General features: G+C 69.6%; 19 protein-coding genes. 5 read left to right on the forward strand and 14 right to left on the reverse strand.

Going from position 1 to position 26,287, the window contains the following annotated elements:
• Window positions 1-63: 63 nt before the first annotated feature.
• The 3 genes from murJ to ABZ195_RS17110 are packed head-to-tail and all read right to left on the reverse strand — an operon-like array spanning window position 64 to window position 6,796.
• A complete protein-coding gene (gene murJ, locus ABZ195_RS17100) occupies window positions 64-3,645 on the reverse strand; it encodes a murein biosynthesis integral membrane protein MurJ (protein WP_355219709.1) in 3,582 nt (1,193 codons plus the stop codon).
• Window positions 3,642-6,011 carry a DUF6049 family protein gene (locus ABZ195_RS17105; RefSeq protein WP_355219711.1) on the reverse strand — a complete coding sequence of 790 codons (2,370 nt, stop codon included), beginning with the start codon at window positions 6,009-6,011 and terminating at the stop codon, window positions 3,642-3,644. The genes murJ and ABZ195_RS17105 overlap by 4 nt, the downstream gene beginning before the upstream one ends.
• Window positions 6,008-6,796 (reverse strand): NUDIX hydrolase, encoded by a 789-nt coding sequence (locus ABZ195_RS17110; RefSeq protein WP_355219712.1) that lies wholly within the window; start codon window positions 6,794-6,796, stop codon window positions 6,008-6,010. Before ABZ195_RS17110 ends, ABZ195_RS17105 begins: the two co-directional genes overlap by 4 nt.
• 75 nt (window positions 6,797-6,871) lie before the next feature.
• Here ABZ195_RS17110 and ABZ195_RS17115 point away from each other — a divergent pair, with 75 nt between their 5' ends.
• Both ABZ195_RS17115 and ABZ195_RS17120 read left to right on the forward strand, forming a co-directional pair.
• Window positions 6,872-8,347 (forward strand): CCA tRNA nucleotidyltransferase, encoded by a 1,476-nt coding sequence (locus tag ABZ195_RS17115; protein ID WP_355219714.1) that lies wholly within the window; start codon window positions 6,872-6,874, stop codon window positions 8,345-8,347.
• 18 nt (window positions 8,348-8,365) lie between these two features.
• Window positions 8,366-8,851, forward strand: coding sequence for a pullulanase (locus tag ABZ195_RS17120; protein ID WP_355219716.1), 486 nt, complete (start codon window positions 8,366-8,368; stop codon window positions 8,849-8,851).
• Window positions 8,852-8,934: 83 nt separating this feature from the next.
• Here the strand turns inward: ABZ195_RS17120 and ABZ195_RS17125 are convergent, their stop codons facing one another.
• Both ABZ195_RS17125 and ABZ195_RS17130 read right to left on the reverse strand, forming a co-directional pair.
• Complete coding sequence (locus ABZ195_RS17125) at window positions 8,935-9,708, reverse strand: TIGR03084 family metal-binding protein (RefSeq protein ID WP_355219717.1); 774 nt, start codon at window positions 9,706-9,708, stop codon at window positions 8,935-8,937.
• A 9-nt stretch (window positions 9,709-9,717) separates the two neighbouring features.
• Complete coding sequence (locus tag ABZ195_RS17130; RefSeq protein WP_355219719.1) at window positions 9,718-10,965, reverse strand: MFS transporter; 1,248 nt, start codon at window positions 10,963-10,965, stop codon at window positions 9,718-9,720.
• Window positions 10,966-11,138: 173 nt separating this feature from the next.
• Between ABZ195_RS17130 and ABZ195_RS17135 the strand changes: the two genes are divergently transcribed.
• Complete coding sequence (locus ABZ195_RS17135) at window positions 11,139-11,744, forward strand: YqgE/AlgH family protein (RefSeq protein WP_355219721.1); 606 nt, start codon at window positions 11,139-11,141, stop codon at window positions 11,742-11,744.
• 4 nt (window positions 11,745-11,748) lie between these two features.
• Here the strand turns inward: ABZ195_RS17135 and ABZ195_RS17140 are convergent, their stop codons facing one another.
• Together ABZ195_RS17140 and ABZ195_RS17145 are read right to left on the reverse strand one after the other, a co-directional pair.
• On the reverse strand, window positions 11,749-12,108 hold the full coding sequence (locus ABZ195_RS17140; RefSeq protein ID WP_355219723.1) for a hypothetical protein: 360 nt from the start codon (window positions 12,106-12,108) through the stop codon (window positions 11,749-11,751).
• Between the two features lie 41 nt (window positions 12,109-12,149).
• Window positions 12,150-13,037, reverse strand: coding sequence for an LpqN/LpqT family lipoprotein (locus ABZ195_RS17145; RefSeq protein ID WP_355219725.1), 888 nt, complete (start codon window positions 13,035-13,037; stop codon window positions 12,150-12,152).
• A gap of 220 nt (window positions 13,038-13,257) precedes the next feature.
• Between ABZ195_RS17145 and leuS the strand changes: the two genes are divergently transcribed.
• On the forward strand, window positions 13,258-16,110 hold the full coding sequence (gene leuS / locus ABZ195_RS17150; RefSeq protein WP_355219727.1) for a leucine--tRNA ligase: 2,853 nt from the start codon (window positions 13,258-13,260) through the stop codon (window positions 16,108-16,110).
• A gap of 38 nt (window positions 16,111-16,148) precedes the next feature.
• Here the strand turns inward: leuS and ABZ195_RS17155 are convergent, their stop codons facing one another.
• A complete protein-coding gene (locus tag ABZ195_RS17155; RefSeq protein ID WP_355219729.1) occupies window positions 16,149-17,849 on the reverse strand; it encodes an amidase in 1,701 nt (566 codons plus the stop codon).
• Entirely contained in the window at window positions 17,846-18,499 is a 654-nt protein-coding gene (locus tag ABZ195_RS17160) for an SDR family oxidoreductase (protein ID WP_355219820.1), read from the reverse strand. Before ABZ195_RS17160 ends, ABZ195_RS17155 begins: the two co-directional genes overlap by 4 nt.
• Window positions 18,500-18,631: 132 nt before the next feature.
• Between ABZ195_RS17160 and ABZ195_RS17165 the strand changes: the two genes are divergently transcribed.
• Window positions 18,632-19,972 (forward strand): glycogen debranching protein, encoded by a 1,341-nt coding sequence (locus tag ABZ195_RS17165; protein WP_355219731.1) that lies wholly within the window; start codon window positions 18,632-18,634, stop codon window positions 19,970-19,972.
• On the opposite strand, the gene ABZ195_RS17170 is transcribed toward ABZ195_RS17165, so the two are convergent.
• The 5 genes from ABZ195_RS17170 to ABZ195_RS17190 all read right to left on the reverse strand — a co-directional run bounded on the left by ABZ195_RS17170 (window position 19,969) and on the right by ABZ195_RS17190 (window position 26,013).
• The gene (locus tag ABZ195_RS17170) at window positions 19,969-20,430 is read right to left on the reverse strand and encodes a MarR family transcriptional regulator (protein ID WP_355219733.1); all 462 of its coding nucleotides are present in this window, start codon (window positions 20,428-20,430) and stop codon (window positions 19,969-19,971) included. The two genes, ABZ195_RS17165 and ABZ195_RS17170, sit on opposite strands and share 4 nt — an antisense overlap.
• Before the next feature lie 70 nt (window positions 20,431-20,500).
• Window positions 20,501-21,247, reverse strand: a complete 747-nt coding sequence (locus tag ABZ195_RS17175) for an amino acid ABC transporter ATP-binding protein (protein WP_355219735.1) — start codon at window positions 21,245-21,247, stop codon at window positions 20,501-20,503.
• The gene (locus tag ABZ195_RS17180; protein WP_355219821.1) at window positions 21,244-22,965 is read right to left on the reverse strand and encodes an ABC transporter substrate-binding protein/permease; all 1,722 of its coding nucleotides are present in this window, start codon (window positions 22,963-22,965) and stop codon (window positions 21,244-21,246) included. The genes ABZ195_RS17175 and ABZ195_RS17180 overlap by 4 nt, the downstream gene beginning before the upstream one ends.
• A gap of 155 nt (window positions 22,966-23,120) precedes the next feature.
• On the reverse strand, window positions 23,121-23,909 hold the full coding sequence (locus ABZ195_RS17185) for an LLM class F420-dependent oxidoreductase (protein ID WP_355219736.1): 789 nt from the start codon (window positions 23,907-23,909) through the stop codon (window positions 23,121-23,123).
• 43 nt (window positions 23,910-23,952) lie between these two features.
• Window positions 23,953-26,013 (reverse strand): PhoX family phosphatase, encoded by a 2,061-nt coding sequence (locus tag ABZ195_RS17190; RefSeq protein ID WP_355219738.1) that lies wholly within the window; start codon window positions 26,011-26,013, stop codon window positions 23,953-23,955.
• Window positions 26,014-26,287: the final 274 nt, after the last annotated feature.

Below are 26,287 nucleotides of genomic sequence, written 5' to 3' on the forward strand. Positions count from 1 at the left end.
TGCGAACACTAATCAACGCCGGGCACCCGTCCCCGCACCTCTTTGGCGACCGACGGCGAGCCGTCAGGAGGCGGGCTTGAGGGTGATGTCCGACAGCGCAGACTCGCTCTTGCCGTTCACCGTGCCCAACGTGGTGATCCACACCAGCACGTTCGACACCGGCTGCGGATTGCTGATCGTGATGGTGTTCGAACCCGTCTTCATCGGCGTCGGAGGGGTCAGCTCGGTGGTCTCCTCGAGCGACGCCGGCGTGGCGGACTGAGACGACCTGATCTGAATCGACGTGCCGGTGCTGTTGAGGTTGATCGAGACCGACCCGATCGCCGTGGGCTGCGGCAGCTGCAGCATCAGTCCGACGCCACTCTTGAAGTTGGGGAACGGCACCGCGTCGCTGTAGGTGTCCGTCTGCCATGCCGTGGTGGGGTTGCCGTCGATCGCATTGCCGGCGTCGGCGGGGTTGTCGGCCTCACCGCCTGGTGAGAACACCGTTGCGCGAACGGGTTTCACGGTGCTGGAGCTCGGCTCGCTGGTGCTGCTGCCACTCGAAGGAGCGTTGAGTCCCAATTCGTCCTTGTCCAACGGACCGCCGACGTCACTGAACACTCCGCGCAGCACCGTCGCCAGCACGATGAGCGCCACCACCAGGATCGAACCCGCCACGGCGACCCCGATGAGGACGCCGCGCTTGCGCCGGGCCTTGGCGTCGGGATCGTCGGCCTCGTCGTCGCGATACCGCGCCCTGGGCGCCTGCGGCTCGTCGACCGGCGCGATCAACTCGGTGCGATCGGCGACGGCGGTGGCCTGCTGCAGGAGGTTCAGCAGGGTTGGTGCCGAACGGATGCCGCCGTTCTCCTGCACCGCCCGCACGGCAGCAGCAGAGATCTGGAACGGGATGGCGCGGTCCACGGTGGCCGGCTCGACCGGTTCGCCGCCGGCGTCGAGGTCGGCGGGTTCCATGCCGCCGCGCTGCCCCGGATCGGGCAGCGGCCACCGATTGACCAGCAGTGCGTACAGTGCCGCGCCGATACCGCGGATGTCGTCCTCGGGCGTCGCCGACGGCATCGTGGCAGGGAAGGCCAAGGCGACGTCACCGTCGATGCTGACCCGCACTCGCCCGGGATGGTCGATCGACAGGGCGATTCCGGCGCGGTGCGCGGCCTCGGCCGCCGCGGCCAGGGACTGGACGGCGCGGGCGCCGCCGATCGCCGAGGGTGCCGTCTCGGCGACCTCGGCCAGCGACCCGCCGCGGATCCACTCCGAGACCACCAGACCTCCGGATCCGGTGCGGGTCACGTCGAGGATGCGTGCGATGCCCGGCACGTTGACCGCACCCAATTTCGTGGTGCGAGCGAGGATTTCGGACAGCTCGTCATCCGGGAGCACCGCGTCTGGGTCGACGAAGGTCAACGCGACCTGACGGTCGAGCACCGTGTCCATGGCGTGCCAGAACTGCAGGTGCGGCGGGCCACCGTGGAACACCAGCAGGCGATAACGCCCCCCGGCGATGGTGGCACCCGGGATCAGGTGCACGTCGTCGTCGACGGTCGCCGCTTCGATCGCGGGCTCGTTGGGCATCCCGGCGCTCACCGGCTCGCGGGTCGGGTCGCCGCCGTAGTCGGCAGGCGGGCGCCCCGACGGAGGCAGATGTGACTCCGACGGGACGTCGGGCTGGAAGTCGTCGGCGCTCTGCCGGGGGATGCGGGTGGTCGCGCCTGCGTCGGGCGTCGAACTGCCCGCCGGGTCGTCGCTCACCGCAGGTCCCCTCCCAATGACGGCTCCGGCAGCTCCTGCCGGAGGGTGGCCAGTCCACCCGGCCGTCGGACCATATTGACGGGTCCGCAACGGAGGTGAACTGCTCCGATCAGCGTACGGGAGGGGCATGCCCGGCGGCGGTGGGACGGGAACCCTCACCGGTGGTGTCGCCGCACCACGACCGAGCCGCCGCCGTATCGCACCTGCCGCGGCCTGCGCATCGGGCACCTTGGCCGCCAGCAACACCGTCGCGATGATCGGCACCATGATGACGCCGAGGATCAGCAGGCGCAGGAACGAACCGCCGCCGCCGATGTCCTGCGTCAGCTCCGAAAGCCCAAGCAGCCGGTCCGCCAAGTGCCCGATCAGCCCGGCGACCAACGATCCGGCGAGTGTGACCAGCACGGTCCGAATGACGTCCAAATGGATCAGCCGCCCGCCCGGCGGCTTGAGATTGGCGCGCAGCATCACGTGCCCGACGACGGCGCCGGCGAGGAAGCCAAGACCGTTCGCGAACCCCAGGTAGCCGGCGACCAGCTCGGGGTCGTCGGTGAGGTGCGGCGCGGCCAGCGAGGCGATGACCTTGACCGCGGTGATGACCACGATCAGCACGATCGGGGTCCAGGGCTGCTCCCTGGCGTAGAAGACGCGCGTCTGCAGCAGCACCATGGCATACGGCAGCAGGGTGAACGCCGACAGTGCGATGGCGTTGCCCATGCTGCCGGCGTCCGCGTCGCTGAACTTGCCGTACGCGAACAGAGCGCTGCCGATCGCCGGGCCTGCAACCGTCATGAAGGCCACGACGGGGATGAGCGTCAGCATGGTCAGCCGCGTGGCGAAGTTGATGTCGGCCAACACGGCGGGCTGGTCGTCTGCGGCGGCGTTGCGCGACAGCCGCGGCATGACCACCGTCAACACCGTCACGCCGATCATGCCGAACGGCAGCTGCAGGACGAGCCATGCGTAGTTGTAGACGGCGGGCCCGGAAGCCGCTGCGGTGGCGGCGATCTGGTTGCCGACGACCAGACCGGCCTGGCTGATCAGCACGTAGAGCACCATCGCGGCAGCCATGCCGCCGAATTTCTTGACGCGGTCGTCGAGGCCCCACAGCGGTCGCAGGCTGACCCGCTCCCGTCGAATCGCGACGAACAACACGGCGGTCTGCGCCACGACGCCCAAGGTGGTGCCGACGCCCAAGACCAGCAGCTTGGACGTGCTCAGCGCGACGGGATCCAGGGTCAGTTCACCGGGCACCAGGACGAACACGCCGAGCGTCCCGATCGCCACCACGTTGTTGAGGACGGGAGCCCAGGCCGGCGGCCCAAAGACGTTGCGGGTGTTCAGGATTGCCATGAACACCGAGGACAGTCCGTAGAAGATGATCTGCGGAAGGAGCAGGTAGGCCAGCGCGGTGGTCAGAGGTCGGTCGACCTTGGGGTCGCCGCCGAGCATCAGCCGCACCAGCAGCGGCGCGGCCATCACCGAGGCGATCGTGGCGACCAGCAACAGGGTGGTCGAGAGCGTCAGCAGGCGCCGTACGAACGCGGTGCCGCCGTCGGGGTCGTCGCGCTCGGCGCGGGCCAGCACCGGCACGAAGATGGCGGTGAACGTCGCCTCAAGCACCAGCGCGGCGATCAGGTTGGGCAGCTGGTTGGACACCGAGAACGCGCTCAGCAAGGCCGCACCGAGCAGGATGGCCAGCAACTGGATGCGGATGAAGCCGGTGATGCGGCTGATCAAGGTGGCCAGCGCCATGCCCCACGACCGGGACACGACGGCGGCGTCGGTCAACTCCGGACGGCCCGCACGGCGGCGTGGGGCCGGTCCCTGCGGGATGCGCCGGGGCGCCTGGGGTGGGCGAGGTGCGGCACCAGGCGGCCGGGTCGGGCTCACGAGCGGGGTCCGGCGTCGTCGTCCGGCGCATGCGCCAGGGCCACGTCGAGCGGATCGGGCCGGCCCTCGCCGTCGCGACGCGTGGGCCGGTCCAGGTCGGCCCGGTCGGGCTGGCCGCGGAACCGGTGCCAGAGCCGCCGGCCGGCGAGCAGGACCAGGATGGCCCCCGCCGTCAGCGTGATGAAGAACAGCACCTTGCCGTAGGCGTTGGAGTGCACCGAGAGTCGCACGGGTTCACCGAGCGCGAGGCCGTCGGCGGTTCGCAGGGAGACGTCGACGGCGACCCGCTGGGTGAAGTGCACCTCGATGGGGACGCGCAGCGGCAGGAAGCCCGGCGGCAGTTCGATTTCTCCCATGTCGTCGACGGTCATCCCCGGTGGGGCGTCGACGTCGAGCCGGACCCTGATGGGAACGGGAAGGTCGTTGCGCAGAGCCAGCGGCAAGGGGCTGCGTTCGGTGGCGAGGGTGTAGGAGCCGCCGGGGTTGACGATGGTCACGGCTCGGAGCAGGTCGCCGACGGTGTCGTCGACGACGCGGACGCGTTGGGCGGCCAGGCCGTTGCGCGCATCCGGCGGGACGGATTGGCTGAGCGCGCGGAGCAGGTCCTCGCGCAGGGGAGCGGTGTACTGCGGACCGGTCAGCCCGGTCCGGGGGTCGACGGTCAGCGCGGCGGTCAGGCCGGCGAGCCGCAGTGTGGTGCCGGCGATGCCGTCGGTGACGCCGCCCTCGATCTGGGCGCGCGGGTTGCCGAGGGTGTCCGGCGGCAGCGGCGCGGCATCCGACGGCGGGATGACGTTGGTCTCCGCGACGACCGTGGGCAGCGGGCGCGGCACCGCCAGGCCGGACCGAATCGCCGACGCCAGCGTGGTGAGGATCGACTGCGCCTCCTCCGGCGGCAGATTCCACGCCATCGGGGGCACCAGGATCTCGGTGCGGGGCTCGGTCTCCGGTCGCAGCGCCCGCCACAGCACCGCGGCGATCGCGTCCTCCCGGCGGGCGATCGGGGAGTCGTGCGAGAGGGGCACGCCGAGCGAGGGGTCGAGGTAGGACGGCGTCACCGGCATCGTGCCGGCACCGGCGAGCGCTGCGCCGACGGCGGGGTCGAAGGGCGCCGCCACCACGTTGGCGTCGTAGCGGCGGGGGGTGACGTCGCCGGCTGCGATGGCGACGGTCGGCCCCTGCGCCGACAGCATCCGGATGGCGGCTCCGGTCATCGGTCCGTCGCCGAACAGCGTCGCACCGCGCGTGGACACGACGCCGAGGATCTGGTCGACGATGTCGCCGGCGCCCTTGACGGCGACGGTGGCCAGCTCCGGGTTGCCGACGCGGGCGAGGGCCCCGAGGTCGGCCTGGGCGTACACCGTCGGGGTCACGCAGGACCGCTGCGCCAGCGCCCGCAGCTTGGCCAGCCAGTTCACCGCGGCTTGCTGACCGGTGCCGGGATGGGTCGGGGAGTTGACGCCGCCGGTCGGGTCGTCGTTGACGACGTAGCCCACCGTCATCGCGTTGACGGTGACCAGCAGATCGGGGTCGACGGCCAGGCACAACGCGCTGCGCGTCTGCCCACCCGGGTCGACGGGCGGGCTGGTGGCGAAGTCGGCCGCCGACAGCAGGGTGTCGAGGCGGCCGCCCGCGGCCAGTGATGTCGCGAGCTCGTCGTCGACCAGCCGCACCGGGGTGCTGCCACCGGGCACGCCGGCGGCCAGTCGGGGCCGATCTGCCAGTGGCCACAGCATCGTGACGCGCACCGGCCTCGAGGTGTCTGGCGGCACCACGGCCGCCGGGGACTCGTCGGCCTGGGACGGGTCGGCGGGCACGCCGAGCACCGGCAGCAGGAAACGGGCGTCGTCGAGGCGTGCCGGCGCGCCGTAGTCCGGCGTGCCGTTGACGTTGACCAGGGCGGGATAGATGCCCGGCTGGTCGATGCGCAGGGACGGCAGTTCCGCGGAGCGAACGGGATAGGACAGCGTGAACGGCACGTGCTGACCCTGAGCGAGTTCCGGTGCGACGGTGATGAAGTCGGCCACCGCCTGGTACTGGTCGACCCCACCGGTCAGGTCGGTCCGCAGGGCGTCCGACGACGTGACGGCGGCCGCGTGCTCGAGGCGCACGTTGATGTCGCGCACCGGGCGGTCGCCGACGTTGGTCACCGTGCCGGTCACGGTGACGACGGGATCGCTGGTGGTGGTGACCGCATCCGGGGTGATGGTGTCGATGTGCAATTGGAGGAAGGGCCGATCTCCGGGCTCGCCTGCTGCGGCGCGTGGCACCACGGCGGGTACGACGATCAACGTCACCAAGGCGATCACACCCAGGAGACTGGCCAGCGGGCGCGACCCGGCGATCCAAGCCGCCGCGCGCGTCATGGTCCTTGGCCGCAGCCGTTCGCCCGCCGACCGGGTTGTGCTTGCGGGGACTCGTCGGGCCGACGGTTGCGGGTGTGGGAGTGCGTCTGCGGGCGGCGCCGCGGTGCGCTGGGAGGCAGGGGTGGAAGCGACCCGGGACCGTCGGACTGCAGCTTGGCGATCAGCTCGCCGGCGACCTGCGCGAGCTTGCGTTCGTCGGCGTAGGCCAGGCGCGACGGCAGATCCGTCAGGGGTACCCAGGCGACTTCGGTGACTTCGACGTCCTCGTCGGAGAGCTCGCCGTCGAGGAATCTCATGAGGTAATGGTGCACGGTCTTGTGGACGCGTCGACCCTCGGTCACGAACCAGTAGTCGATGCTGCCCAGTGCGGCCAGCACGCTGCCCTGGATTCCGGTCTCCTCGGCGACCTCGCGAATGGCGGTCTGTTCTGCGGTCTCGCCCTGCTCGATGTGCCCCTTGGGCAGCGACCAGAGCATCCGCCCGCGGCGGTCGACGCGGCCGATCAGCGCGGCCACCTGGCCGTCGGCGGGGCCGTCGATGCCGTCGATCACGAGGCCGCCGGCGGAGGTCTCGTGCACGGTGCGCAGGCGGTCGGGTGCGCGTCGGCCCGATCTGTTCTGAGACCTCTTGGAGGCGGCCTCGGACTGATGGCCCGGAGCGGGGCCGGGCAACGGCGGGGACGGGTTGGCGGGATCGGCGGAGGCGGCCTCCGGCGGGCCTGCAGAGCGTCGGCCGCGGCGCCGTCCTCGGCGCCGTCGTGGTTTGGCTCGTTCGCCCTCCGACACCCAAGCGATAGTAGCTGCCACTTGGTATCCATCCCCTAGCACTCGCCGTCGTGGTCGGCTTGTCGCCGGGTCGTTATGCAGCCGACACGACCACTAGGCTCATCGAACGTGCCGAACGATCCCTCCACGACCGACGAGTTGTTGACCGCGGCCAAGGCGCTGCAACGGCACACCCCGGTGCTGCGGGAGCTGGGTCAGTTGTTCGCTGAGGCCGGCCACGAGCTCTATCTCGTCGGGGGCAGCGTGCGGGACGCACTCCTGCAGCGCCCGTTGACCGATCTGGACTTCACCACCGACGCCCGCCCGGACCGCGTGCAGCAGGTGGTGCGGCGCTGGGCCGACGGCCTGTGGGACACCGGCATCGAATTCGGCACCGTCGGCGTCGGCAAGGGATCCGACCGCCTGGAGATCACCACCTTTCGCGCCGACGCCTATGACCGGGTGACGCGCAACCCGGAGGTCCGGTTCGGCGACCGGCTGGAGGACGATCTGGTGCGCCGCGACTTCACGGTCAACGCGATGGCGGTGCGCATCACTGCGGCCGGACTGGGCGAATTCCATGACCCGCTAGGCGGTTTGGACGCCATTCGCGATCGGGTGCTCGACACGCCGTCGACCCCGGAGGTCTCCTTCGGCGACGATCCGCTCCGGATGCTGCGCGCAGCGCGCTTCGTCTCCCAACTCGGCTTCGACGTGGCTCCGCGGGTCCGGGAGGCGATGACGCGGATGGCCGACGAGCTGGGGCGCATCACCGTCGAGCGGGTCGCCGCCGAGCTGGACAAGACGCTGTTGGGTGACGATCCGCTGGCCGGTGTCGACCTGATCGTGCAGACGGGTCTGGGCGAGGTGGTGCTGCCGGAGGTGGGTGGCATGCGGATGGCCATCGACGAGCACCATCAGCACAAGGACGTCTACCAACATTCGCTGACGGTGCTGCGCCAGGCCATGGATCTGGAGGGGCCCGAGAGTGCACCCGATCTGGTGCTGCGGTGGGCGGCGTTGCTACACGACATCGGCAAGCCCGCCACGCGCAAGCACGAGGCCGACGGCGGCGTCAGCTTCCACCACCACGAGGTCGTCGGCGCGAAGATGGTCCGCAAGCGCATGCGGGCCCTGAAGTACTCCAAGCAGATGGTCGACGACGTGTCCCAGCTGGTGTACCTGCACCTGCGGTTCCACGGTTACGGCGACGGCAAGTGGACCGACTCCGCGGTTCGCCGCTACGTGACCGACGCCGGACCGCTGCTCGAACGGCTGCACAGGCTGGTGCGCGCCGACTGCACGACCCGCAACAAGCGCCGGGCCGCGCGGCTGCGAGCCAGCTACGACGATCTGGAACACCGCATCGCCGAGCTGGCGGCGAAGGAGGATTTGCAGCGGGTCCGGCCGGATTTGGACGGCAACGAGATCATGCGCATCCTCGACATTCCGGCCGGCCCGCAGGTGGGCAAGGCGTGGCAGTACCTCAAGGAGCTGCGGTTGGACCGCGGGCCGCTCGAGCACGACGAGGCGGTCGAGGAACTTCAGAAGTGGTGGAACGCGCAGGGGTAGCCGAGCGTCAAAGCGTTCATGGACTATTGCCTGGGTGATGGTGACGGGTCGGCGACGATGTGGTCGGCGGAGCTGAAATTCGACGCCGACGACGACGGGGTGTACGACGCGATCGGACTGGATTTCGACGGCGACGGCCGCCTCGACGACGCGCTGACCGACTCCGACGGGGACGGCACCGCCGATCACCTTCTGGTCGACGTGGACGACGACGACCACCCCGAGGCGTCGTTCACCGACGACGGGTCCGGCACGTGGGCAGTCGGTGCGCAGATCCGCTGGCTGGGTCTCGGCGGCGTCGAGCTGACGGGTGGCCCGCTGGTGGACTTCGACGGTGACGGACAGGTCGACGACAGGGTCGTCGACGCCGATCGCGATGGGCTGGCCGACCGGGCTCTGGTCGGTGACGAGGCCTACGTCGACGTCGATGCCGACGGGCGGTGGGATCTCAAGCTGGTGGACTCCGACGGTGACGGGGCGGCCGACGCCGCCAGCCAGCTGTAGTCAGCCCCGGTCAGCCGCGCCCGGGTTGAATGGGGCTCTTCTCTTCGTTCATCGCCGGGTCTGGATGGGGCTCTTCTCTTCATTCATCGCCCGGTCCCAGGCGGCCCCGCGAACGCCTGCGCGATCGTCAGCCACGTCGCGGCGTCGTCCCCGGTGGCGGCGACGTCCAGGTCGGCCCGTGGGCGGCGTTGCGTGACCAGCATGCAGAAGTCCTCTGCCGAGCCGCTGACGCGCTGGCGCGCCTCGGCGGGACCCCACGACCACGTCGACCCGTCCGGCGCGGTCAGCTCGACCAGGAAGGGCTCGGCGGGAACGGGCAGCCCGTGCACCGTGAACGCGAAGTCGCGGGTGCGCACGCCGATGTGGGCGATCGAACGCAGCCGCGCCGTCGCGGGCCTGGTCACGCCGAGGGCGTCGGCGACGTCGAGGCCGTGGGCCCAGGTCTCCATCAACCGGGCCGTGGCCATGGACGCGGCGCTCATCGGCGGGCCGAACCAGGGCAGCTTCCTGCCGTCGGTGACGGTGCAGAGCTCGTCGTGGAGGCGACGCCGGGTGTCGCGCCAGCCGGCGAGCAGGTCGGTGGGTGGGGTCGCGGCCAGCCGCTCGGCCCCCTCGTCGACGAAGCCGGTCGGATGCGTGGCCGCCTCGGCGAGGACGTCGGCGAACGCCGGCTCGTCGGTGACGGCGATCAGGGACACGCGGTCGGTCCACCACAGGTGGGCCACTTGGTGGGCGATCGTCCATCCCCGTGCCGGGGTGTCGCGGCGCCAGCCCTCGTCGTCGAGGTCGGCGACCAGGTCGTCGAGTTCGTCGCTCTCGGTGCGGAGATCCGCCACCACACCCTCGGCCCCGGCCATGGCGTCAGCCTAGCCCGGGCCGGGGGCGGCGCCCCTGCGGATCGCGGCGTGCGTGGCCAGCCCGAGTAGGTAGAGCACCGTGCCGGCGACCACCAGGACCGGGGAGTGCCCGTCGGCGGGAATGACGGCCGCCGACAGCGTGATCGAGGTGACGAAGGCGACCCAGAACAGCGCGTCCTGCACGGTGAAGACGTGGCCGCGCAGGGCGTCGTCGACGTCGAGTTGCATCGCCGAGTCAGCGCACAGCTTGACGACCTGACCTGCTGCGCCCAGCAGGAAGCCGCACGCCATCATCACCGGCAGGTCCAGGCCCACGGCCGCGAGCTGGATCGCCGCCGCGGCCAGCAGGGCGAGGTTGACCGTCCGGTACCTGCTCCAGCGGCGCACGATGACCGGGGTGAGGAAGTTGGCCAGGAACGAACCGATCCCGGTGGTGGCGGCGAACAGCACGGCGACGCCGAGGCCGGCGACGTTGACCGAGCCGGTGTGCCGCACGGTGACCAACACCAGCAGCGTGTTGATGCCGAAGACCATTCGATGGGCAACCACGCCGGACAGCGTGCCCGCCACGCTGGGCACGGTGAACGCCGTGCGCAGGCCGTAGCCCCACCCGGTCGCCACGGCGTAGGCGACCGAGCCGTGGACCCCGCGGGCCGAGTCGTCGGGTCCCAGCACGTGGGGGGCGAACCGGACCGACAGCACCCACGCCAGCGCGACGGGCACTGCGGCCATGAACAGCGCCGCCGAGGAGCCGCCGTCGCCGACGCCGAACAACCACCGCGGCACCAGCATGAAGATGGCGCCGAAGAACAACGTCGCCGCGCTGACGGCGGTGGCGACCGAGTTCATCGTCAGCACCTGTTCGCGCGGCACCACGTGCGGCAGCGCGGCGGACAGGCCGGAGGTGACGAACCGGGTGAACCCGTTGACCACCAGGGCACCGAGCAGGATCCACGGTGCAGCCGCGTGGAACGCCAGCAGGAATGCCACCCCGACGATGAACAGCACGCGGGCGAGGTTCGCGCCGATCAGCACGCGGCGCCGGTCCCACCTGTCCAGCAGGGCGCCGGCGAAGGGACCAAGCAGCGAGTACGGCAGGAACAGCGCCGCGAACGATCCGGCGACCTGCCACGGGTTGGCCGCCCGCTCGGGGTCGAACAGCAATGCCCCCACCAAGCCGCCCTGGAACAGCCCGTCGCCGAACGAACTGACGGCGCGCAACTCGAGCAGTCTGCGGAACTCGGGTAGCTTCCGCACCGCTCGCCAGAGGGCGAAGCGGTCGTGGGGCGAGGTCAATGTCCGTCCGATGCCGGTGGAAGGTGCGATGCGCCCGGTGGCGACCGAAACCACCCTACAAAGTTTCGCGAATCGACCCACCGCGGCCGCGCCCGATCGCCACCGTCGGCGCACGCTGGTGACATGATGGACCGGTGGCGCAGTCAGAGGACCCGGAGGATCACTTCGCGCCTGCGACGCACCGGGTCCGTGCGGGAACCCTGCTGATCGCCAACACCGATTTGATGGAGCCGACGTTTCGGCGCAGCGTCATCTACGTCGTCGAGCACAACGACGGCGGCACCCTCGGCGTGGTGCTCAACCGCCCCAGCGAGACCGCGGTGTTCAACGTGCTGCCGCAGTGGACGAAGCTGGCCGCCAAACCCAAGACGATGTTCGTCGGCGGACCCGTCAAGCGTGACGCCGCGCTGTGCCTGGCGACGCTGCGCGCGGGTGTGCAACCCGGCGACGTGGCCGGTCTGAGGCACGTGCAGGGCCGCATCGTGATGGTCGACCTCGACGCCGACCCCGATTCCATCGCCCCGGCGGTCGAGGGCGTGCGGATCTATGCCGGGTACTCCGGCTGGACGATCGGCCAGCTCGAGGGCGAGATCGAACGCGACGACTGGATCGTGTTGTCGGCGTTGCCCTCCGACGTGCTGGTCGAGCCGCGGGTCGACCTGTGGTCGCGGGTACTGCGGCGTCAGCCGATGCCGCTGTCGCTGCTGGCGACGCATCCGATCGACGTCAGCCGCAACTGACGCGTCAGCGGCACGACAGGGTGCATGCCGCGCAGGAACCCGCGCAGCTGGCCTCGTCGGCCGCACTGGCACGCGACGCCTCCCGCAGTGCCACCGCCTTGGCGCTCTGATAGCACCCGGCTGCGACGGTGCCCACCGCACCGACGACGCACACCACCAGCGCCAGCACTCCCGCGTGCGGCGGGGCCGCAAGGGCGACGACACCGCCGGCACCCAGCATCACCGCGGCGGCGAACTGAGTCGGCACGACGGCCCGCAGGACCTGGGCGACCTGGTCTCCTGCGTGCGGTCGGGTTGCCGACCACAGACCCATGGCCGCGGTCGCCACGGCGGCGCACAGGCACAGCACGGCGGCGATCAGCATGAGCCCCACAATACGAGGCCCGGATGCCGAAGGCGTAACCGCTAGCGCGGGAGCCCGAGCGGTTGGGCGGCGGCGGGGATCACCGTCGGTGCCGCGGGAGCGGCGGGACCTGCGGGAAGGGCCGCCGGCGCGGTTGGCGCGGGAGCAGGTGCATCGGGCGAGCCCACCCGGTAGCCGTTCACGATGGCGTCGGTCGCGGACCCGGCCGCGACCGAGACCGACGCGCTGGTGGTCACCGCCAGCGACACGAGGTACCGGTCGGGACCCGAGGTCGCGATCACGTGGCGACGTGAGGTGTTCAACGTCAAGTTGTTCTGCCGGTAGGTGCCCTCGATGCGCGCCGACGGCATGCCGTTGAACTCGGCGAGCGACCCGTCGGTGGCGCGGAACGCCGGCAACTGCTGGGTGTCGATGAGGCCGTGGCTGATCGCCTCTCGCGGGTCGAAGTCGCCGACCAGCTTGTAGACCTGCACGGCGGCGTTGGAGGTGTACAGCCCGTCGCCTCCGACGCGGTCGGCGATCACCGCGAAGGCGTCCGGGACGTTGGGATCCGGTACCTGCGCCCAGCCGGTGGGCATCGGCAGCACGATGGTCAGCGCCTTGAAGTCCGCGGCCTTCTGCGGTTCCATCGCGACGTTCTTCTCCTTGAAGAAGTCGGCCAGGGTCCCCGAGGTGGCGGGGACGACGGCCGGCGCCGTTGGAGCGACCGGAGCGGCCGCGGCTGGTGCCGCGATCAGCTGATTGGGTCCGGCGGCGGGGGCCGCGGCCTGAACGGTCACGGTCTGCGTGACGGTGGCCGGCGCCGGCACCGCCGGTAGGGGAAGGGTGGGCTCAGCAGATGCGGTGGGACCGGCGAGGCCCAGGACGCATGCCGTGCCTGCGGCGAACCCACCTACCAGAAGTCCCCAACGACGGGCATTTTCGAACATCTAACGTCGGTCCTTCCGGATCGCACGAGCTCATGGGTCCGGTGTGCCCCGGCCAGGCGCCGACTGTATCCACGCTCCTGCGTCGGGAACCAGGCCCGACGCAGACCTGCAACCATGCGAAGACCCCTCTGCAACGGAACCGATACCTAGGACGGGGTGACGATGGCGGGCGTCGACCGTTGATTGGGGCTCGAAGCACGGCGTTGACTACCCTGATCACGTGAATGAAGGGGAAGGCGGCGCGGACGCCTCGAGCACCCCGCAGCATCGCTACGACGCGAAGCTCGCCGGAGACATCGAACGCACATGGCAAGAGGCGTGGGCCCGGTTGGGCACGTTCCACGTTCCCAATCCGGTGGGGTCGCTCGCGCCCGCCGACGGGTCGCCCGTTCCGGTCGACAAGATGTTCGTTCAGGACATGTTCCCGTACCCGTCGGGCGAGGGCCTGCACGTCGGGCACCCGCTGGGATACATCGCGACCGACGTCTATGCCCGCTACTTTCGGATGACCGGTCGTAACGTGCTGCACGCGTTGGGGTTCGACGCCTTCGGGCTGCCCGCCGAGCAGTACGCGGTGCAGACGGGCACCCACCCGCGGACCCGCACCGAGGCCAACATCGTCAACTTCCGTCGTCAGCTCGGCCGCCTCGGCCTCGGACACGACGCGCGGCGCAGCTTCTCCACTACCGACACCGACTTCTACAAGTGGACGCAGTGGATCTTCCTGCAGATCTTCGACAGCTGGTTCGATCCGGCCGCCAACCGGGCCCGTCCGATCGCCGACCTGATCGAGGAATTCGAATCGGGCGTCCGGACCCCCGAGGAGGGGAACTGGTCGGCGATGTCGGCGGGCGAGCGTGCCGACGTGGTCGACGCCCATCGGCTGGTCTACCGCGCCGACTCGATGGTCAACTGGTGCCCTGGCCTGGGCACGGTGCTGGCCAACGAGGAGGTCACCTCCGACGGACGTAGCGACCGCGGCAACTTCCCGGTGTTCCGAAAGCGTTTGCGGCAGTGGATGATGCGCATCACGGCGTATTCGGACCGACTGCTCGACGACCTGGACGACCTGGACTGGCCCGACAAGGTCAAGGCCATGCAGCGTAACTGGATCGGCCGGTCCACCGGTGCCGAGGTGCGCTTCGGGACCGACGCGGGCGACATCGAGGTGTTCACCACCCGGCCCGACACGCTTTTCGGCGCCACCTACGTGGTGTTGGCGCCCGAGCACCCGTTGGTCGACGAGCTCGCCGCCGAGGCGTGGCCCGAGGCCACCGACGACCGGTGGACCTTCGGGGCCGCGACCCCGCGCGAGGCCGTCGCGGCCTACCGCGCGACCGTGGCGGCCAAGTCCGACCTGGAGCGCCAGGAGAACAAGTCCAAGACCGGCGTCTTCACCGGTGCCTATGCCACCAATCCCGTTGACGGCGGCCAGATTCCGATCTTCATCGCCGACTACGTGCTCGCCGGGTACGGCACCGGTGCGATCATGGCGGTGCCCGGACACGACCAGCGGGACTGGGAGTTCGCGACGGCGTTCGGATTGCCGGTGCGCGAAGTCATCTCCGGTGGCGACGTCACCCAGGCCGCGTACGGCGGCGACGGCATCCTGGTGAACTCCGACTACCTCGACGGGTTGAGCGTCGCGTCGGCGAAGGAGGCGGTGCTCACCCGTCTCGAGGCCGACGGTCGCGGCCTGGCCCGCACCGAGTACAAGCTGCGCGACTGGCTCTTCGCTCGCCAACGATATTGGGGCGAGCCCTTTCCCGTCGTCTACGACGCCGACGGTCGTGCCCACGGGCTACCGGAATCAGCGTTGCCGGTCGAGCTGCCCGACATCCCGAACTACGCCCCGGTGCAATTCGATCCGGACGACGCCGACAGCGAACCGTCGCCGCCGCTGGGCAAGGCCACCGAGTGGGTGCACGTCGACCTGGACCTCGGTGACGGCCTGCAGCCCTACACCCGCGACACCAACGTCATGCCGCAATGGGCGGGTAGCTCCTGGTACGAACTGCGCTACGCCGACCCGCACAACTCGGAGACGTTCTGCGCCAAGGAGAACGAGGCCTACTGGATGGGCCCGCGCCCGGCCGAGCACGGGCCGTCGGACCCCGGCGGCGTAGACCTCTACGTCGGCGGAGTGGAGCACGCGGTGCTGCACCTGCTGTACTCACGCTTCTGGCACAAGGTGCTCTTCGACCTCGGTCACGTCAGCTCTCGCGAGCCCTACCGCCGGCTGGTCAACCAGGGCTACATCCAGGCGTACGCCTACACGGATTCCCGGGGGTCCTACGTGCCGGCTGCCGAAGTGGTGGAACGTGATTCGAAGTTCTACTGGACTGGTCCCGACGGTGAGATCGAGGTCAACCGCGAGTTCGGCAAGATCGGCAAGAGCCTGAAGAACTCGGTCTCGCCCGACGAGATCTGCGAGGAGTACGGGGCCGACACCCTGCGCGTGTACGAGATGTCGATGGGCCCGCTGGAGGCCTCGCGTCCCTGGGCCACCAAGGACGTGGTCGGCGCGTACCGATTCCTGCAGCGGGTGTGGCGGGTGGTGGTCGACGAGACCACCGGTGGCGAACGGGTGGTCGACCACGAAGAGCTGGGCGAGCCGACGCTGCGGCTGTTGAACAAGACCATCGCCGGGGTGGCCGAAGACTATGCGGCACTGCGCAACAACACCGCGGCGGCCAAGCTCATCGAGTACACCAACCACCTCACCAAGTCCGACGTCACGGCTCGCGCCGCGGTCGAACCCCTGGTGCTGATGGTCGCGCCGCTGGCGCCACACCTGGCCGAGGAACTGTGGCGCCGACTGGGCCACGACACCTCGTTGGCCCACGGCCCCTTCCCCCAGGCCGACCCGGCCTACCTGGTGGAGGACACCGTCGAGTATCCGGTGCAGGTCAACGGAAAGGTCCGCGGGCGCATCACCGTCGCCGCCGACGCCGCTGCCGATGCCGTCGAGACTGCCGCGCTGTCAGACGAGAAGGTCGTCGCCTTCCTTGCCGGTGCCACGCCGAAGAAGGTCATCGTGGTGGCGGGCAAGATGGTCAACGTCGTCGTCTAGGCGATTTCGGCGTGATCCGTCGCGCTCACCGATACCAATCACGCCGAAATCGGGGGAGTGCGCGGCGGCGAGGTCCGCCGCCGGCCGGTGGCCTCGGTCGCGGCGGCGTAGCGCAGCAGTGCGACGTCGTCGTGAGCCCGGCCGGCGAACGTGACACCCACCGGCATGCCGATGTCTGCCATCGTTCCCATGGGCACCGTCACGGTGGGGATGCCAAGATGCCGAATCGCCAAGTTGCCGTTGGCAACCCAGACGCCATTGCGCCAGCCGAGGTCGGCCGAGGCCGGGTCGACGTCCATGTCGGCGGGACCGACGTCCGCGACGGCCGGGAAGATCACGGCGTCCAGCCCGAGGCCGTCCATCCACTCCTCGAGGTCGACGCGACGGGTGCGCTCCAACGCGTGCACGCCCTCGGGGATGGCAGGGATGCCCAGGAAGGAGTCGACGGGGTTGTCGCGGATGAAGGCCGGATACTCCGCGACGTCGTCGTCGAACCCGTCGTAGCGGTCGGGCAGGGCGCCGGGCGGGGCCGGGAAGATCTGGCTGCCATCGACGTCGGCGAGTCGGTTGAGGGCGGGATCGCCGTTGGCCGCGAGGAAGTCGTCCCACGCCCACGCGCACAGGTCGGCGATCTCGCGGCGCAGGTATTCCGGGCTGACCAGGCCGCGGGTGGCGATGGTCGGCGCGCCGGCGCGGTCACCCTCGTAGTTGGTGACGACGGGAAAGTCCACGTCGACGACTTCGGCTCCGGCGGCTGACAGGTCGCGCCGGAGGGCGTCGAAGAGGTCGAGTACCGAGGGCCGGGTGTCGATGCGCCGACCCGTGGGACCGCCTATTCCGGTGGCGCCGACGCCGGCGTCCGGGTCGGCGTTGACGTACATTCGTGGCACGCCGAAGCGCTTGCCCGCCAACGCCTTCGCGTCGTGCAGCAGGGACGGGTAGGAGTCCGGGCGCACCTCGTCGACGCGGGGTAGCGAGACCCATGGCTGCAGACGCCAGAAGTCGCCGCGCGCATCGGGATCCTCGACGACGAGGACGTCGAGCACCTCGAGCAGATCGGCCATCGACCGGGCGTGGGGAACCACGACGTCCATGGTCGGCACCAGTGGCCAGCCACCGCGAGTCGAGATCACTCCGCGGGACGGGGTGTAGGCGCACAGCGCATTGTTCGACGCCGGGCCGCGCCCCGAGGACCAGGTCTCTTCTCCGATGCCGAAGGCGCACAGCGACGCAGCCGTCGCCGTGCCCGACCCGTTGGACGAACCCGAGGCGAACGGAGCGGTGAGATAGTCGGCGTCGTAGGGACTCTCGGCCCGGCCGTACAGCCCCCGTTGCATGCCGCCGTTGGCCATCGGGGGCATGTTGGTCAGCCCGATGAGCACGGCTCCGGCGCCCCGCAGTCGCTCCACGACGAACGAGTCCCGCTGGGCCACCAGCTCGGCGAAGGCCGGGCTGCCGGCCGCCACGGTCAAACCGCGCGCCTGATAGCTGTCCTTGACCGTGTACGGAATGCCGTCGAGCGGGCCCTGGGTGCGGCCGTCCCGTCGTCGGGCGTCGGACTGCTCCGCCTCGGCCCGGGCCGCCGGGTTGCGAACCACGACGGCGTTGAGCTCGTCGTCGTAGGCGGCGAGGCGGGCCAGGTACGCGTCGAGCAACCCGACCGCCGTGACCCGGCCGTCCTCCAGAGCCGCCCGCATGTCGGCGATGGACGCCTCGTGGACCTCGAACGCCGCGTTCATCGGGGCCGGATCACGATCTCGTGGACGTGCGCGTCGGCCGGTGCGGTGACCGCCTGCGCGATTACCTGGGCGACGGTGGCGGCGGAGAGGAATTGCTCCGGCACGTAGTCCCGCTCCTCGTAGGCGACGAGGTCGCGCTGCATCTCGGTGTCGATCCGGCCGGGGTGCACCGACGTCACGCGGAGGTCGGGCTCGTCGGCGCGCAGCGAGTCGGCAAACGACCGCAACGCGAACTTGCTCGCCGAGTAGGACGCCAGCCCGGGCGAGGCCTTGATCCCGGCACCTGAATTGACGAAGACGACGTGTCCGCGGGCGCTGCGCAGAGCCGGCAGCACGGCCAGCGTCAGCGCGACGGCCCCGGTGACGTTGACTTCGAAGGTGGCCCGCCACTGCTCGGCGGTGGACTCGGCGACCCGCCCGGGATAGGCGACGCCGGCGTTGTGGACCAGCACGTCGAGATCGGTCAGCACTTCCGCGGCCGCCTCGATGGAGTCGGGGTCGGCGAGGTCCAGTGGCCAGGTCGGTGCACCCAGCCGCGCAGCGAGGGCGTCGAGGCGGGCGGATGGCCGGCCCGCCAACAGCAGGGTGTGGGTGGGAGCCAGCGCTTCGGCGATGGCGACGCCGAGACCGCCCGCTGCGCCCGTGATCAGCGCAGACCGGGTCTGGCCCTCGGGTGGGTTCTCCGCAGACCGGGTCTGGCCCTCGGGTGGGTTCTCCTGGGTGGACACGACGGCAACCCTACCGATCTGCGCTCTCGACGTCGGCGTCGCATGATTGACCCGATGCCACCGGACTCGAACTTCGCGCCCACCCAGCTCGCGGCCCGCGCCGCCTATCTGCTGCGGGGCAACGACCTGGGCGTGATGACCACCGCCGCACCTTTGCTGTACCCCCACATGTGGAGCTGGGACGCGGCCTTCGTGTCGATCGGTCTGGCTCCGTTGAGTGTCGAGCGCGCCGTCGTCGAACTGGACACGCTCCTGTCGGCGCAGTGGCGCAACGGCATGATCCCGCACATCGTCTTCGCCAACGGAGTCGACGGCTACTTTCCCGGTCCGGCGCGGTGGGCGACGTCGACCCTGGCGGCCAATGCCCCGGTGGGCCGGCTCACCTCCGGCATCACGCAGCCGCCGGTGCACGCGATCGCGGTCCAGCGCATCCTCGACAACGCCCGCACCAGGGGCCGTTCCACGCGTGCGGTGGCCGAAGCCTTCCTGGACCGTCGGTGGAGCGACCTGGTGCGGTGGCACCGGTGGCTGGCCGAGGCCCGCGACCCCAACTCCCGTGGACGAGTGACGGTGTACCACGGGTGGGAGTCGGGGATGGACAACTCGCCGCGGTGGGATGCGGCCTACGCCAACGTGACTCCCGGTCCGATGCCGCCGTACCAGCGCGAGGACAACGCCATCGTCACCGATGCGACGCAGCGTCCGTCGGACCTCGAGTACGACCGCTACATCTGGCTGGTCGAGCAGATGAAGTCGGTCAACTACGACGACCTGCTGCTGCCCACGGTGATGAGCTTCGCGGTCGAGGACGTCTTCGTCTCGGCGATCCTGTCGGTGGCGTGCATGGTGCTCGCCGAGATCGGGGAAGACTACAAGCGCCCGCATTCCGACGTGCGCGACCTGTACGGTTGGGCCGAACGATTCCGTCGCGGCGTCGTCGACTCGGTAGACGAACGATCTAGTGGGGCAAGGGATTACGACCTGCGATCCGAGAAGTGGATCAGCACCGAGACGGTGGCTCAGTTCTCCCCACTGCTGTGCGGCGGTCTGTCCCACGACCGAGAGCGGACGCTGCTCAAGCGTTTCGAGGGTCCGCGCTTCTGTGGGCATCCGGACCTCAAGTACGCCTTGATCCCGTCGACGTCGCCCGTGTCGCGGGACTTCCGGGCGCGCGAGTATTGGCGGGGTCCGGTCTGGCCGGTGCTGACGTGGCTGTTCTCCTGGTGCTTTGCGAGGCGGGGCTGGGCCGAGCGCTCGTCGAACCTGCGGCGGGAGGGGCTGCGACAGGCCAGCGACGGTACGTTCGCCGAGTACTACGAGCCGTTCACCGGTGAGCCGCTGGGCAGCATGCAACAGTCGTGGACCGCCGCGGCGGTGCTGGACTGGCTTGGCTAATCGCTCTGCTCGGCCAAGCGAGCAAGCGGCGCAAGGGCTTTGGCGAGCGTCTCACGTTCCTCGGTGCTGAGCCGGGTCAGCATCCCGGCGATCTGAGCGCGGCGCGTCGCCAGTGCCTCCCGATGCTGGACCAGGCCACGCGGCGTCACGTCGACCAGGACGGCCCGCAGATCGGAGGGGTCGCGTGAGCGCTTGACCAGACCCAGCTTCTCCAGCCGGCGGATCGCGACCGTGGTCGTCGGGGTACGCACGCGTTCGTGAGCGGCGAGTTCGGTCATGCGAATCGGCCCGAGGTCGAGCAGCGTCAATAGGATCGACAGCTGCGCGAGGGTGAGGTCGGCACCGCCCTCGGGCAGGTTGCGGTTGGAGTCGCCCCGACGCAGGACGGAGAAGAGCTTGGAGAGCACCTGCTGCAGCTCTCCGGCCAGCTCAGTGACCTGCGATTCGGTCTCTACCATAGTTCGCTAGTCTAACCTGTCGCGCCCGTCAGGAGCTCGACATGCGCCGATTGGTCCGTGCCAGAGGTCGCTACAGCACCTGGGACAGGAATTGACGCAGGCGGTCGGTCCCGGCGTCGGAGAAGATCTGCTCGGGCGTGCCGGTCTCCACCACCTTGCCGTGATCCATGAAGACCACCGCGTCGGCGGCCGATCGGGCGAAGCCCATCTCGTGGGTCACCACCACCATCGTCATGCCATCCTCGCCCAGCTCGGCGATCAGTGCGAGGACGCCCTTGACCAGTTCGGGGTCGAGTGCAGAGGTCGCCTCGTCGAAGAACATCACCTGGGGTGCCATGGCCAGGGCGCGGGCGATCGCGACGCGCTGCTGCTGCCCGCCGGACAGCGTGGCGGGTCGCACTTCGGCCTTGTGCCGCAACCCGACTCGTTCCAACTGCGCGAGCCCGAGTTCGCGTGCCGCGTCGGCGTCGAGCCGCTTGAGCCGTCGTGGCGCGAGCGTCACGTTGTCCAGGACCGTGCGGTGGGGAAAGAGGTTGAACTGCTGGAACACCATGCCGATGCGCTGGCGCAGCTCGTCGGGGTTGTCCTCGAGCACCGAGCGCCCGTCGAGCAGGATGTCGCCACGGTCGGGTTCGTGCAGCCGGTTCAACGCCCTCAGCAGCGTCGACTTGCCCGATCCGGACGGACCGATCACTGCGGTGGTGGTGCCGGCGGGCACGTCGAGGTCGATGCCGCGCAGGACGGCGTTGGTGCCGAAGGACAGGTGAATGTCGTTGGCGACCAACGACACTGGTTCGAACTTCACGGTGGCGCTCACACCATCTCCTGGGTCGAGGCGGGACTGGCCGGGTCTTCGGTGTCAGCGACGGTCTTACCGCGTCGAAGGCGCGCGTCGATGTAGTTGACCAGGTGGGTCAGCGGGATCGTCAGGGCGAGATAGAAGATGCCGGCTGCGACCAGGGGCGAGAGGTTCCCGGTCTGGGCGTTGAGGTCGCGGCCCACCTGGAACAGTTCGCGCTGGCTGGCGATCAGGCCGAGGAAGTACACCAGCGAGGAGGCCTTCAGCAGCGAGATGAACTGGTTGACCAGGGCGGGCAAGACCCGCCGCACGCCCTGGGGCACGATGACCAGTCGCATGGACGACGAATAGCTGAAGCCAAGTGCGCGCGAGGCTTCCAGTTGCCCGGCCTCCACGCTCTGGATGCCCGAGCGCAGGATCTCGCCGACGTAGGCCGCGGCCATCAACCCGAGCGCGGCGATGCCGAGCGGGTAGGGGTTGTTCCCGGTGAGTCCGCCCACGATGGGTCCGACGCCCAAGCCGATGATCAGGATGATGACGACCTCGGGCAGGCCGCGGAAGACGTCGGTGTACACCCGCGCGGGCCACCTCAGCCACCGCGCCTTGGAGATGCCGGCGACGGCGAGTCCCATTCCGAGGACGAGGCCGATGATGCTGGCGGAGATCGTGAGGATCAGGGTGTTGGGCAGGCCCGTCTTGAACAGGTCGGGGATCGCCCGCTTGTAGAGATCCCAGTCCAGGAACGAGTTCTTGAGCTGTGACACAACGGATTTGGGGGCGACTCCGGAGTTGTCGGCCCGTGTCTGCGTGGCGGCGATGGCGTTGAAGTCGGGCAGCTGGGGGGTGGGTGCCGCCTTGGAGCCGGGCTTCCACCCGGGCGGTAGCGCGCGGGGCACCCAGTTGGCGTAGAGCTTGGACCACGTGCCGTCGGCGATCACCGCGTCTAGGCCGGCGTTGAGCGCGTCGATCAGCGGCTTGTTCTCCTTGGCCACCGCGTAGGCGACGAAATTGTCCAGGCTGAAGGTGTTCTCGACGATCTGCGCGGGGTCACCCGCCTGCACCGTGCCGACGGCCTGCTGCGACGGTGCGACCCACGCGTCGATCTGGCGTGTCTTGAGGCTTCCGTAGACGGTGTTGTAGTCGGGGAACTTCACCGGGTCAAGCCCGAGGGTGTCGACGACGTAGGCCTCCTGCACGGTGCCCTGGACGACGCCGATGCGTTGTCCGGCAGCGAGTTGCGAGAAGCCCTTGATGGGTGATCCCGGTGGGACCACCAGCGAGAAATAGCCAAAGTCGTAGCCGTTGGTGAAGCCGACGGTCTGACGCCGAGCGTCGGTCGTGGTGATCGACGACGAGCCGACGTCGAATCGTCGGGCCGCCACCTGGGCCAGCAGGCCGGAGAAGTCGGTGCCGACGAAGTTGACCTTGAGACCCAGTTTGTCGGCGACCGCCCGCAGCAGCTCGTTGTCGAATCCGGTGAACTGGCCCTTCGAGTCGATGCAGATGCTCGGCGGGGCGTCCGACAGCGTGCCGACGGTCAGCGTGCCGGGGGTGCCCAGGCCGAGCGCGCCGACGTCGACCGGGAGTGGTTCGACGCCAGGTGTCGTGTACTTGTCGGATTCAGGGCCCTTGGCCGCCGACGCCAGGTTCGTCGGCAGGGCGCTGGCGCTCTCGACTCCCGGTGGCGCGCACTGGTCGCTGTCGGCGGCGGCCGGCGGCGCCAAGCCGACGATCATGATCACGACGGCGAGCAGTGCGGCCACGCGGAGTCGACGATGGCCCGAGTGGTGTTTCACCTCTAGCAAGGTACTTGGGTCGCGGCGGGCGGCACGGCTTCTGCTCGTGACGAGTCGCATTCCGCCGACTCAAGCCCGCCGTGAGGCAACCCCGGTCAGCGGTTGTCGCGCCAGCGACACAGCGCCTCGGCGGCACCGAGGTCGTAGTCGGGCCCGTTGACGCCGACGGTCAGCAGCGAGACTCCGAGTCCGACGAGCGCGTCGGCGTCGGCGAGCATCGCGTCGGTGCCCTTGCCGGTCTCCGCCCCTGCGGATCGTTCGATCTCCGACGGGTCGCGGCCGACGTCGGCGCAGTGCCGGTCGAGCACAGCCGCCTTGTCGGGGTAGGTCTCGGTGGTGGTGAAGCCGTGCCACAGGTGGGCGTACTGCGCCACCAGCTTCAGGGTCTTCTTCTCGCCCTGGCCGCCAATGAGGATCGGAATGTCGCGCACGGGTGCGGGATTGAGCTTGCCGAGCCGTGAGGTGATCCGCGGCATCGCGGCGGCGAGATCGTCGAGTCGGCTGCCGGCGGTGCCGAACTCGTAACCGTATTCGTCGTAGTCCTTCTGCTTCCAGCCCGAGCCGATGCCCAGGATCAGCCGCCCGTCGCTGATGTGGTCGACGGTGCGTGCCATGTCGGCGAGCAGTTCGGGGTTGCGGTAGGAATTGCACGTCACCAGCGCACCGATCTCGATGCGCGAGGTCTGCTCGGCCCACGCGCCGAGCATCGTCCAACACTCGTAGTGGGCACCCTCGGGGTCGCCGTAGAGCGGGTAGAAGTGGTCCCAGTTGAAGGCGACGTCGACGCCGATGTCCTCGCAGCGCCGGACCGCGTCGCGCAGGTGGCCGTAGTTGGGCGAATGCTGGGGCTGAAGCTGGACGCCGATGCGGGTGGGGAAGGTCATGGCTCCTGCTTACCCGTTCTTCGTCGAGTTGTCCCCGGAGCCGTCATACGCCGATGTCGCCGGCGTCCCGCCACACGACGACCACCGAGGGGCGGGCGGTGCCGTTGCCGCCCTCGGGCCAGCGGGACAGGGGGTCCTCGAGGCTGTTGTCGTCGCTCTCACCGGGGTGCTGCACGCAGACGGTGACGAGGTCGTCGGTGACGACGGGCCCGCACGTCTCGGCGCCGAGCGGAACGGTCAGGAACTGTTTGGTCTCACCACGATTGGGTCCGTCGAGCGCGACGGCGAACAGCCCGTCGTTGGAGTCGAGTGCATTGCCGTCGGTGGAGATCCACAGGTTGCCGTGGCTGTCGAAGGCCAGGTTGTCGGGGCACGAGATCGGGCTGACGCGGCTCTTGTCGAAGCCGGCGAAGTAGGTGTCGGCCGCGGCCGGGTCGCCGCACACCAGCAGCAGTTCCCAGGTGAAGGTGGTGCCCGCGTGGTCGTCGGTGATCTCGAGGATCTGCCCGCTCTTGTTGTCGTTGCGGGGGTTGGCGGCGTCCGGTGCGGCCTCCCCGGGTGCGCCGCGTTCGTCGTTGTTGGTCAGGGCGACGTACACCTTGCCGGTCTTCGGGTTGGCCTCGAAGTCCTCCGGCCGGTCCATCTTGGTGGCCCCGGCCTTGTCGGCGGCGAAGCGGGTGAACACCGCCGCCTCCTGCGCACTGACGCCGGGGACGAGCGACTCGGCCTGACCGTTCGGGCCCGAACGCAGCAACGGCAGCCAGGTCCCGGTGCCGCTGAAGGACCCCTTGGCGGGCAGGGTGCCGGAGCCGTCGATCTGGTCTCCCGGGATGTCGCTGGCGAGCTTGGCGACGTAGAGCGTGCCCTCGTCGAGGATGGCCATGTTCTGCGCCATCGCCTCGGCGGAGGCGCCCGGCACGATCTTCTTGCCGGAGACGAACTTGTACATGTAGTCGAAGCGCTCGTCGTCACCGGTGTAGGAGACGACGGTGCCGTCGCCGGTGACGTAGATGGTGGCGCCCTCGTGCTTGAGGCGCCCCATCGCCGAGTGCTTGACCGGTCGGGAGGCCGGGTCCCACGGGTTGACCTCGACGACGTAGCCGAAGCGGTTCACCTCGTTGGGCGTCGCGGCCAGGTCGAATCTCGGATCGAAGGTCTCCCACTTACGTTCGGTGGCAGCGACTTTCACGCCGTAACGCTTTAGCTGGTCGGACCGCACCGGACCGACGGGCGCGTCCTTCGGCGCCCCGAAGTACCCGTTGAAGTTCTCCTCTCCGGAGAGCACCGTGCCCCACGGGGTGACGCCGCCTGCGCAATTGGCGAACGTCCCCAGGATGGTCCGGCCGTCGGGATCGGCCGCGGTCTTGACGAAGTCGGTGCCCGCGGCCGGTCCGGTCAGCGTCATGGGGGTGTCGGCGGTGATCCGACGGTTGTAGCGGCCCATCACCGGTTCGAGGCCGTTGGCGGTGCGCCGCACCTCGACCACGGATAGGCCGTGGGCGGCAATCGAGATGTCGAACTGCTCGCGGGTCGGCTCGTCCGCGTCGTAACCGGGGTGCATGAACTGCTCGGTGGTGTACTCGTGGTTGGTCACCAGCAGGAAGTGGTCGGCGCTGCCGGGAAACGGCAGCAGGCCGGCGAAGTCGTTGTTGAAGCCGAACTGACCGCGTTGCGCGGCAGCGGTCTGTTTGGCCACGTCGAACGCGGGGGCGCCGGGAAGGATGGGGTCACCCCAACTGATGACCACCGACTGGCGGTAGCCGTCGGGGATCACGACGGCGTCTTCGCTGTTGGGTGCCACCGAGGCGAAGTTCATTCCCGCCGTTGGCCTTACGGGCTCTGGCGTCGGGCTCGCCGACGGGGGAGCGTCGGTGCTGCAGGCAGCCAATGCCGATCCGGCGCCGACGGCCAGCACGGTGACGCCGGTGCTGCGCAGCAGCGTTCGCCGCGACACCTGCCGGACGACGTCGCCGAAGTACTCGTTCGCGCTGGTGTTCGGCACCGGTTGGGAGCAGGCGTCACCGCACTTGTAGCGGCAGGTGACGTGCTGCCGCGCGGAGCGGCCGTCGTGGTCGACGAACAGATTCAACGGCACCAGGGCCATCAACGAAGGTCCTTTCGGGAGTCGACGACGACCGGGCTGCGGTCGCATTCTCAAGCGAACCTATCGATGGCGGGAAAGCAGCTGTGAACATCCTGGTGAACAGCTGACGACGGAAACGGACGGCTGGGATAGTGGCGACGACCCATCGCGTCAGCACATAGGCAAACTATCGAATGCGCAGATATGACGAGCACGACTATTCTGCAGTTGCGCCAATCGCGCAGTTGAACGCGAGCATAGACCTTGCGACGCGATTGGAAACAACTTCGTTCTT

The sequence above is a fragment of the Mycobacterium sp. NPDC006124 genome (genome assembly GCF_040614235.1).
In the GTDB taxonomy this organism is placed as follows: domain Bacteria; phylum Actinomycetota; class Actinomycetes; order Mycobacteriales; family Mycobacteriaceae; genus Mycobacterium.

What these genes read in the sequence shown, in the direction of transcription:
- ABZ195_RS17105 (WP_355219711.1), bottom strand. Translation starts at nt 6,011, where the DNA reads ATGACGCGCGCGGCGGCTTGGATCGCCGGGTCGCGCCCGCTGGCCAGT.
- ABZ195_RS17115 (WP_355219714.1), top strand. Translation starts at nt 6,872, where the DNA reads ATGCAGCCGACACGACCACTAGGCTCATCGAACGTGCCGAACGATCCC.
- ABZ195_RS17120 (WP_355219716.1), top strand. Translation starts at nt 8,366, where the DNA reads ATGGACTATTGCCTGGGTGATGGTGACGGGTCGGCGACGATGTGGTCG.
- ABZ195_RS17125 (WP_355219717.1), bottom strand. Translation starts at nt 9,708, where the DNA reads ATGGCCGGGGCCGAGGGTGTGGTGGCGGATCTCCGCACCGAGAGCGAC.
- ABZ195_RS17140 (WP_355219723.1), bottom strand. Translation starts at nt 12,108, where the DNA reads ATGCTGATCGCCGCCGTGCTGTGCCTGTGCGCCGCCGTGGCGACCGCG.
- ABZ195_RS17145 (WP_355219725.1), bottom strand. Translation starts at nt 13,037, where the DNA reads ATGTTCGAAAATGCCCGTCGTTGGGGACTTCTGGTAGGTGGGTTCGCC.
- ABZ195_RS17155 (WP_355219729.1), bottom strand. Translation starts at nt 17,849, where the DNA reads ATGAACGCGGCGTTCGAGGTCCACGAGGCGTCCATCGCCGACATGCGG.
- ABZ195_RS17165 (WP_355219731.1), top strand. Translation starts at nt 18,632, where the DNA reads ATGCCACCGGACTCGAACTTCGCGCCCACCCAGCTCGCGGCCCGCGCC.
- ABZ195_RS17170 (WP_355219733.1), bottom strand. Translation starts at nt 20,430, where the DNA reads ATGGTAGAGACCGAATCGCAGGTCACTGAGCTGGCCGGAGAGCTGCAG.
- ABZ195_RS17180 (WP_355219821.1), bottom strand. Translation starts at nt 22,965, where the DNA reads ATGATCGTCGGCTTGGCGCCGCCGGCCGCCGCCGACAGCGACCAGTGC.
- ABZ195_RS17185 (WP_355219736.1), bottom strand. Translation starts at nt 23,909, where the DNA reads ATGACCTTCCCCACCCGCATCGGCGTCCAGCTTCAGCCCCAGCATTCG.
- ABZ195_RS17190 (WP_355219738.1), bottom strand. Translation starts at nt 26,013, where the DNA reads ATGGCCCTGGTGCCGTTGAATCTGTTCGTCGACCACGACGGCCGCTCC.